General features: G+C 70.5%; 9 protein-coding genes. 3 read left to right on the plus strand and 6 right to left on the minus strand.

Annotated features, from left to right (window positions below):
* Together VF697_RS42200 and VF697_RS42205 are read left to right on the plus strand one after the other, a co-directional pair.
* A partial coding sequence (locus VF697_RS42200) for a DUF6068 family protein (protein ID WP_331104257.1) occupies positions 1-1,116 on the plus strand: 1,116 nt, incomplete at its 5' end.
* On the plus strand, positions 1,113-1,436 hold the full coding sequence (locus tag VF697_RS42205) for a DUF4286 family protein (protein ID WP_331104259.1): 324 nt from the start codon (positions 1,113-1,115) through the stop codon (positions 1,434-1,436). The genes VF697_RS42200 and VF697_RS42205, both read left to right, overlap by 4 nt.
* An 88-nt stretch (positions 1,437-1,524) precedes the next feature.
* Here the strand turns inward: VF697_RS42205 and VF697_RS42210 are convergent, their stop codons facing one another.
* The 5 genes from VF697_RS42210 to VF697_RS42230 all read right to left on the minus strand — a co-directional run bounded on the left by VF697_RS42210 (position 1,525) and on the right by VF697_RS42230 (position 5,694).
* On the minus strand, positions 1,525-1,965 hold the full coding sequence (locus VF697_RS42210) for an organic hydroperoxide resistance protein (RefSeq protein ID WP_331104261.1): 441 nt from the start codon (positions 1,963-1,965) through the stop codon (positions 1,525-1,527).
* A 110-nt stretch (positions 1,966-2,075) separates the two neighbouring features.
* Entirely contained in the window at positions 2,076-2,939 is an 864-nt protein-coding gene (locus VF697_RS42215) for an SDR family oxidoreductase (protein WP_331104263.1), read from the minus strand.
* Between the two features lie 47 nt (positions 2,940-2,986).
* On the minus strand, positions 2,987-4,195 hold the full coding sequence (locus VF697_RS42220) for a vWA domain-containing protein (protein WP_331104265.1): 1,209 nt from the start codon (positions 4,193-4,195) through the stop codon (positions 2,987-2,989).
* 13 nt (positions 4,196-4,208) lie between these two features.
* Positions 4,209-5,051, minus strand: a complete 843-nt coding sequence (locus tag VF697_RS42225; protein ID WP_331104267.1) for a MoxR family ATPase — start codon at positions 5,049-5,051, stop codon at positions 4,209-4,211.
* A gap of 73 nt (positions 5,052-5,124) precedes the next feature.
* Positions 5,125-5,694, minus strand: coding sequence for a hypothetical protein (locus VF697_RS42230; RefSeq protein WP_331104269.1), 570 nt, complete (start codon positions 5,692-5,694; stop codon positions 5,125-5,127).
* A 222-nt stretch (positions 5,695-5,916) separates the two neighbouring features.
* Between VF697_RS42230 and VF697_RS42235 the strand changes: the two genes are divergently transcribed.
* Positions 5,917-6,918 carry an endonuclease/exonuclease/phosphatase family protein gene (locus tag VF697_RS42235; protein ID WP_331104271.1) on the plus strand — a complete coding sequence of 334 codons (1,002 nt, stop codon included), beginning with the start codon at positions 5,917-5,919 and terminating at the stop codon, positions 6,916-6,918.
* Position 6,919: 1 nt separating this feature from the next.
* On the opposite strand, the gene VF697_RS42240 is transcribed toward VF697_RS42235, so the two are convergent.
* Positions 6,920-7,429 carry a DUF421 domain-containing protein gene (locus VF697_RS42240; protein ID WP_331104273.1) on the minus strand — a complete coding sequence of 170 codons (510 nt, stop codon included), beginning with the start codon at positions 7,427-7,429 and terminating at the stop codon, positions 6,920-6,922.
* Between the last annotated feature and the right edge of the window lie 170 nt (positions 7,430-7,599).

The raw sequence follows: 7,599 nt of genomic DNA on the forward strand, positions 1-7,599 counted from the left end.
CCCTCTCCCACCGACACCCAGGCCCAGCCCGCGCCCGTGCGGGGCGATGAGACCTCCTGGCAGCGCGCCCGCGTGGGCGACCGCGTCACCTACTCCTTCGCCGCGCAACGGGGCGGCATCAACCCCGCCGAGCGAAGCAGCGCACCGCGAGGCCCCACGGGCAACCTCGCCGGCCAGGTGACACTGGAGGTGGTGTCCGTGCAGCAGCCCTGGGTCTGGGTGCGCCTGTCCTTCACCGATGACGCCGGCAAGCCCCTGCCCCAGACGTGGCTGGCGCAGGACCTCGTGCTCCCCGTGCGCGCGGACACGACGCGCCCGCTCGACGTGCCGCGCCAGGGCGAGTCCACCGCCGAGCGCACCGCCTCCGCCGGCCGCACCTGGGACGCCCTGCGCTACGTCAACGACCAGCGCCCCGTGGACGGCCCGCTCCAGACGCGCGTGTACGCCGTGCAGCCCGGGCCGCTGTACCTCACCCACGGCCTGCTCGAGGCGGGCAACACGCTCTCCGGCTTCGGAGGCGTCTCGGGTGACTTCAAGTTCACGCTGCGGGAGTTCCGCGAGGGCTCGGCCGACACCCAGGCCGCGCCGCCCGTGCTGGACCGGCCCCTGGGCCCCGGGGCGTACTACGACCGGCGCGTGGACGTGGGCCCCTCGCCCTCCGTGCAGCGCGTGTGCTTCGCCGCCGAGCGCGGCTACATCCTGCGCACCGAGGGCCCCGTCGACGCCAGCGCCGCCCCCTGCTCCGACTTCTCCCAGGTCCAGCCGGAGCCCCTCGAGGAGGTGCTCATGAGCCTGCCCTGGGGCGCCCTGGACTCGGGTGACTTTCCTCCGGCCGCCGCGGCGTCCGGCACCCGTGGCACCTTCGCCGTGGAGGGTCGCGACGTGCCCGCCCTCACCGTGCAGCGCACCGAGAACGTAGAGGGCACCCAGCGCATCTCCTCGGAGACCTACGCGGCCGAGCCGTGGGCCCCGGCGCTCGCGGGCCTGCCCTATGAGGCGCGCTTCCAGCCGCTCTCCAGCGGCACCGAGCGCGTGCTCGCGGGCGGCAAGCGCGAGTCCGAGGGCGGCACGCGGCTGGTGCGCTGGGGCACCTGGGCGACGGGAAGCCAGAAGTGAAGCCCGCGCTCTACGTCGTCACCATCGAGGTCTCCCCCTCCGCCGAGGAGGCGTGGAACCGCTGGCACGAGGACATCCACGTCCCCGAGGTGCTGCGCCAGCCCGGCTTCCTGCGCTGCCGCAAGTGGAAGGACACCACCCACGCCCCGGACGGCTGGGTGCGCTACGTGTGCCACTACGAGCTGGCGGACAAGGAGGCCGTGGAGCGCTACGTGGCCAGTGAGGCCGCGAAGCACCTGCGCGCCGAGTCGGACAAGCACTTCGGCTACGTGACGCGGCCTTCCCGCGCCGTGCTCACCGAGGTCGCCCGCTTCGGCTGACGGACTCGGGGGAGGGAGCGCCCACGGACCTCATCCGCGACGCGTGCACCCTCCCCCGTCCCCTCTCCCGAGAGAGGGGGGAGGGGACTCAGACGGCCTCGGCCGAGAGCTTCACCTCGATGTTGCCCTGGGTGGCGAGCGAGTACGGGCACACCTTGTGCGCCGCGTGCATCAGCTCGTCCGCCTCGGCCTGGGACACGCCCGCGAGCTTGCCGTGGAGCGCCACCGCCAGCCCGAAGCCGCCCGTCGGCGTCTTCCCGATGGTCGCCTGGGCCGTGATGTGGGCGTCCTTGATGGGCTTCTTCATCTGCCCGGCCACCAGCCGCAGCGCGCCCTCGAAGCACGCCGAATAGCCCGCCGCGAAGAGCTGCTCGGGGTTGGTGGAGCCAGCGGCCTCCGGGCCCCCCAGCGCCTTGGGCATGGTGAGCGCCATGTCGATCGTCCCGTTGTCCGAGCGGACGCGGCCGTTGCGGCCCCCGTTCGAGGTGGCGGTGGCGGTGTAGAGCGGCTGGATGGTGACAGGGGCCATGGGAGACTCCTCCGGATTGGGACTGCGAGGTAGGCGGCCCTTCTAGCGCCCCTGCCTCCCATCCGCATGGGGATCCGGAGGAGTCCTGGCTCCTCAGTGTCGACCGCGCTTCACTTCCAGCGCGCGACGTTCTGCTTGGCGAACTGGGCGAAGCTCGTCGGCGCGCGGCCGGTGAGCTTCTGCACCGTGTCCGTCACCTGGGCGGCGTAGCCCGCCTTGTTGATGCCGTGCAGCTCCATCATCCCGTCGACCATCCACGCCGGCATGCCGCCGTCGAGCATGGCATTGCGCGCGGCCGCCTCCGGCACTTCCACGTACTGGATCTTCCGGCCGGTCACCTCGCCGAGGGTGGCGGCGGCCTGGGCGATGGTGAAGGCCTCGGGACCGGTCACGTCATAGGCCTTGTTCTCGTGGCCACTCGAGGTGAGGGCGGCGGCGGCCACCGCGGCGACGTCCGCGCCCGCGATGAAGCTGCACGCGCCCTGGCCCCAGGGCAGGTAGATGTTGCCGTCCTGGGCCGGCCCGTAGAAGTTGACGAAGTTCTCCATGAAGTTGTTGGGCCGCACGAAGGTGTACGTCATGCCCGAGCCGGCGATGTAGCGCTCCAGGGTGCGGTGCCACCGCCCGAGCTGGATGCCCGGCGCGAAGTCCGCGCCCATGGCCGACAGCTTCACGACGTGCTTCACGCCCGCGGCCTTGGCGAAGTCGATGAGCCGGGCGCCCAGATCCACCTGGTCCTGGCTGAAGGGGGTGATGAGGAAGAGCTTCTCCACACCCTCGACGGCCTTCTGCATCTGCTCCGAATTCGTGTACTCGAAGTCCACGGGCGTCACATTGCCGCCCTTGATGGACTCGGCCTTGGTGGCGCTGCGAACGGCCGCGCGCACCGTCAAGTCCTGCTGGCCCTTCAGCGCGGACAGCAGCTGCGAGCCAATGGTGCCCGTGGCACCCGTCACCAGAATCGTCGTCGCCATCTCGTTACCCCCTGCGGTGTGGAAAACGCGGCAGGACGATACCCCAGCTAGCGGCGCCCGCGCACCATGCGTCCCTTCGTCAGATGCGCCACCGCCTCGCCCAGGCCCTCCACCGTCAGGGGGAACATGTCGAAGACGTTCTTCACCGCCTGGATGGTGTTGCCGCGCCACGTCTGCGGAGGCTCCGGGTTGAGCCAGGCGCTGCGCTCGAAGTGCCGCGCCAGCTCCATCAACCACACCAGCCCCTCCTTGCCGTCCACCGGGTCGTAGCGGCCCTCCGAGTTGGTGCGCATCGACAGCTCGTAGGGCGCCATCAGCGCATCCCCCACCACCACCAGCTTGTGATGGCGCCCCACCTGCCCCAGCAGGTCCGGCACGCTCAGGCCCCCCAGCAGGTACGGCGAGTCGAACACGCGGCCGTACACGCAGTTGTGGAAGTAGTACGTGCGCAGCTCCTTGAAGTGCGTGGCCTGCTTCGCCACCGAGAAGAGCCGGCTCACCAGGTGCGCGTACGGGTCCATGGAGCCACCCACGTCCATCAGCAGCACCACGCGCGTGTTGGGCCGGCGCGGCGGGCGCGTCACCACCTCCAGCTCGCCCGCGTTCTTCGCCGTGGCGGCGATGGTGCCCTCCACGTCCAGCTCGTCCGCCACACCCTCGCGCGCGAAGGCCCGCAGCTTGCGCAGCGCCACCGCGAGCTGCCGCGTGTCCAGCACCACATCGCCCCGGTAGCCCTGGTACTTGCGCGCCCCGGCGATCTTCATCGCCATGCGGCCGCCACCGCCCTGGGCCCCCTCGCCGCCCACCCGGACGCCCTCGCGCGGGTTCCCCGAGTGCCCGAAGGGCGAGGCCCCTCCCGTCCCAATCCACTTCGTCCCGCCGTCGTGCCGCTCGCGCTGCTCGTCCAGGCGCTCCTGGAAGAGCCGCTCCAGCTCCTCCACGTTGAAGCGCTCCAGCAACTCCCGCTCCTCGGGGGTGAGCTCGCGCCGCTCGCGCGCCTCCTTCAGCCACTCGAGCAGCTCCTGGGCGAGCTGCTGCCCCGAGCCCTCCAGGCCCTTGAAGTGCGAGAGGAAGGCCTGGTCGAAGGCGTCCAGGTGCGTCTCCGCGTGCACGAGCAGGGCCCGCGCCACATGGTAGAAGCCGTCCAGCGAGCTGTCGTGCAGCCCCGCCTTCAGCGCCTCCGCCAGCGCGAGCGCCTCCTGCGCGCCCACCGGCACCCCGCGCCGCCGCAGCTCGTAGAGGAAGGGCAGGAACATGGCGCGCCCTCGCTCAGGCCTTCGTCCGGCGGCCCCGCCCGAAGGCCTCCGCCACCGCCATCAGGTCCTGCTCGCGCTTGAGCAGCGCCCCCAGGAACGGCAGGTTCTCGTCCAGCTTCACGTGGGCGACGCCGTTGGCCTTGAGCACCGAAATCCAGTCGACGAGCTCGCTCGTGGTGGGCCGCTTGCGCAGCCGCGTGAAGCCGCGCAGCTCGTAGAAGACCTTGAGCGCCTGCTCCGTCAGCGACGCGTCCAGCCCGGGGTGGTGCACCTCGACGATGCGCCGCATCAGCTCCTGGTCCGGGAAGTCGATGAAGTGGAAGACGCACCGGCGCAGGAAGGCGTCCGGCAGCTCCTTCTCGTTGTTGCTGGTGATGATGACCACCGGGCGGTGCGTGGCCGCCACGTCCTCGTTGGTCTCCGTGACGCGGAAGCGCATCTGGTCCAGCTCGTGGAGCAGGTCATTGGGGAACTCCACGTCCGCCTTGTCCACCTCGTCGATGAGGAGCACCACCCGCTCCTTCGAGGCGAAGGCCTCGCCCAGGGGCCCCAGGCGGATGTAGCGGCGGATGTCGCGCACGTCCCCGTCGCCGAAGCGCGAGTCATACAGGCGCTGCACGGTGTCGTAGACGTACAGGCCGTCCTGGGCGCGCGTGGTGCTCTTCACGTGCCAGGTGAGCAGACGCAGGCCCAGGCTCTCGGCGACGGCCTCGGCCAGCAGCGTCTTGCCCGTGCCCGGCTCGCCGCGCACCAGCAGCGGACGTTGGAGCGTCAGCGCGCAGTTGACGGCGGCCTGGAGGCCCTCGCTGGAGAGGTAGCTATCGGTTCCACGGAAACGGGGAGGAGAGGACGTCATGGCGTGTCCTCTCCTTTAACACCGACGCGGGCCCTCCGCCTGCCTGGCGAAGGGCCCCGCGGCGGAGGCGACGCTAGTTGCCCGACTCGACGGCGAGCAGCACTTCCTGGTCCGCGTCGACCTGGCGGCCGGTGAAGCGCAGCGAGGCCTCGCAGTTGGGCCGATCGCGATCGCACCCGGTGCCGACACAGGTGGCGCTCAGCGCCAGCGTGCCCTCGATGGTCATCCCCTCCTTGTCGAAGGTGTAGGTGGCCCGGGCGGTGCGGGTGGCGGGGCTGGTGCTGGTGCTGGGGGTGGACGCCGTCTGCTCGGCGACGAAGGTCGTCTTGTCGCCGTCGCCGGTGCTCACCACGGCATCGCCAGGGATCTCCACGCCATAGGAGCTGCCCAGGGTGTAGTCGATGTCACCGACCTGCAGGTACTTGCGATCCTCGACCCCGTCCCAGAGCACCCACTGCTGGACGTCGACCAGGTTGTTCGACGAGGGCGGGGGCGTCGCCCCAGCGGCGTAGCAGCTGGAGGGAAGGCTCCTGAGGGGTCCCTGGTCGATGGCCACGCGGTAGTACTTCGGCTGCTGGCCGCAGCCCAACAGACCGCCAACCATCACGGACGCCACGGTCCACAGCATCGGACGCAGGTTCATGTCGTTTCTCTTTCGGGTGGGGGGCACGGAAGGCCCCGCCGGATTCCAGGCCCGCTGCCGACCAGCGGGCGGGTTGCACGCCACCAGGGCTGCCAAGCATCCCCGGTGGCGGCGCAGTATCCGCGTCCTGGGCCGACGCGCAAGCTTCGAGCCGCTCCCCCCGGGCGAGGACAGGCAGTAACTTCCCCGTACTTCCCGCCTCCACACGGCGCACGAGCGAGCATGGCCCCTACGCCTCTACGCATCGTCAGCTACAACGTCCGCTACTTCGGACATGCCCTGCGCGGGCTCGCCAGCACGCTGGGGCCCAAGCGGCGGGTGTCCGCCGCGCTGGCCTCGCTGGACCCGCTACCGGACATCATCTGCCTCCAGGAGGTGGAGACGCAGTCGTTCCGCAGCAACGTCGCCCACCGGCGCGCCCGCCCGGACGAGACCCAGCTCGAGGCCTTCATGGGGCGCATGGAGGAGACGTTCGCCCACCTGAACCGGCCCCTGCCCTACGAGGCCTACTACTTCCGCGCCCACCACTACAAGCTGGGGGACTTCTCCCTCTACACCACCGGCCTGGCCATCATCATCAACACCCAGCGCCTCATGGTGGATACCCACAACGTGGACGCGCCCCATCACATCACCCACCACCACGTGCGGATGCTGCGCGAGCGCAAGCAGAGCCGCATCTGCGCGCACATGCGCCTGCTGCGCCTGGAGGATGGGCTGCCGCTCCACGTCTTCAACACCCACCTCAGCCTGCCCACCCCCTTCTCTCGGACCTTCTGGTCCACCAAGGACAAGATGGGCAACGGCATCAACCAGCTCCACGAGGCGCGCGCCCTCTCCGAGCTGGTGCGGCAGCACACCGCCGACGAGCCCTTCCTCATCTGCGGGGACTTCAACTCGCCCCCGGCCTCCCCCGTCTTCCACTACTTGTGCGACGAGGCCCGCTTCACCAGCGCCCAGGCGGCGGTGGGCCAGATAGACCCGAGGACCTCCCGCGCCTTCCCCACCGCCGGCTTCATGCACATGCGCATGCACCTGGACCACATCTTCTCCGGGGGTGGGGTGCGCTGGCTGGACACCGACGAGACGTACCCCTTCGGGGACCCGCGCAGCCGCTTCCACGGCCTGTCGGACCACATGCCCCTCATCGCGCGCTTCCAGCTGGAGCCGCCCGCCGCGCGGCTCGAGGCCCCCCTGGAGCCCTCCGCGCCTGGCGGGCCGTGAGTCACTGCACCGAGGAGCCCTCGCCCTCGCGGAAGAGGAACGTCACCTTGCCACTGGGCTCCAGGTAGGCCGCGCGCACCTCCGCCAGGTCGTCCCGGCCATGGGTGCGCAGCTGGCTGAGCAGCTCGGAGCGGGAGATGTGGGTCTTGCGCAGGTTCTCGTGGACCAGCTCGCCGTCGCGCACCAGCTCCCGCGGGTGGCCCTCCAACACCCGCGCCGCGCGGCCATCCCGGAACGACAGCCACGAGAAGAGCCGGTCCCACGCGCCCAGCGTGACCAGGGCGAGGAAGCCGGTGGTGAGGCTGTCATCATCGCCCACCATCGTCCTGCGCAGACACACCGTGAGGAGGAAGAGGAGCGCCAGGTCGAAGGTGGCGTAGCGCCCCATCTCCTTGCGCCCGATGGCCCTCAAGACGAGCTGAGCGAAGAGGAACACCATGGAGACGCGGAAGATGACCTCCACCGGGTGCAGCTGCGGGACCCAGATGGCGTGCCAGTCGATGGGATTCATGGGTGGAAAAGTGCCCACCCCGGGCACCGCCGACTTCCCCCCGCTCCACCGCCAGCCCAGCGGGCGGACGAGCATCCGAAGTGTGGCCTCTCCCCCGCTCCGCGACCGGGCTTCGACTCCCTGGCGTCAGGCACTCAGGCACTCACGGGTCGGGCCCTTCGTATCTAACC

It is taken from the genome of Archangium sp. (genome assembly GCF_036388035.1).
Lineage (GTDB): Bacteria > Myxococcota > Myxococcia > Myxococcales > Myxococcaceae > Archangium.

Excerpts from the sequence above, each read along its gene's own strand:
- VF697_RS42210 (WP_331104261.1), bottom strand. The coding sequence starts at position 1,965 with ATGGCCCCTGTCACCATCCAGCCGCTCTACACCGCCACCGCCACCTCG.
- VF697_RS42240 (WP_331104273.1), bottom strand. The coding sequence starts at position 7,429 with ATGAATCCCATCGACTGGCACGCCATCTGGGTCCCGCAGCTGCACCCG.
- VF697_RS42225 (WP_331104267.1), bottom strand. The coding sequence starts at position 5,051 with ATGACGTCCTCTCCTCCCCGTTTCCGTGGAACCGATAGCTACCTCTCC.
- VF697_RS42220 (WP_331104265.1), bottom strand. The coding sequence starts at position 4,195 with ATGTTCCTGCCCTTCCTCTACGAGCTGCGGCGGCGCGGGGTGCCGGTG.
- VF697_RS42215 (WP_331104263.1), bottom strand. The coding sequence starts at position 2,939 with ATGGCGACGACGATTCTGGTGACGGGTGCCACGGGCACCATTGGCTCG.
- VF697_RS42235 (WP_331104271.1), top strand. The coding sequence starts at position 5,917 with ATGGCCCCTACGCCTCTACGCATCGTCAGCTACAACGTCCGCTACTTC.
- VF697_RS42230 (WP_331104269.1), bottom strand. The coding sequence starts at position 5,694 with ATGAACCTGCGTCCGATGCTGTGGACCGTGGCGTCCGTGATGGTTGGC.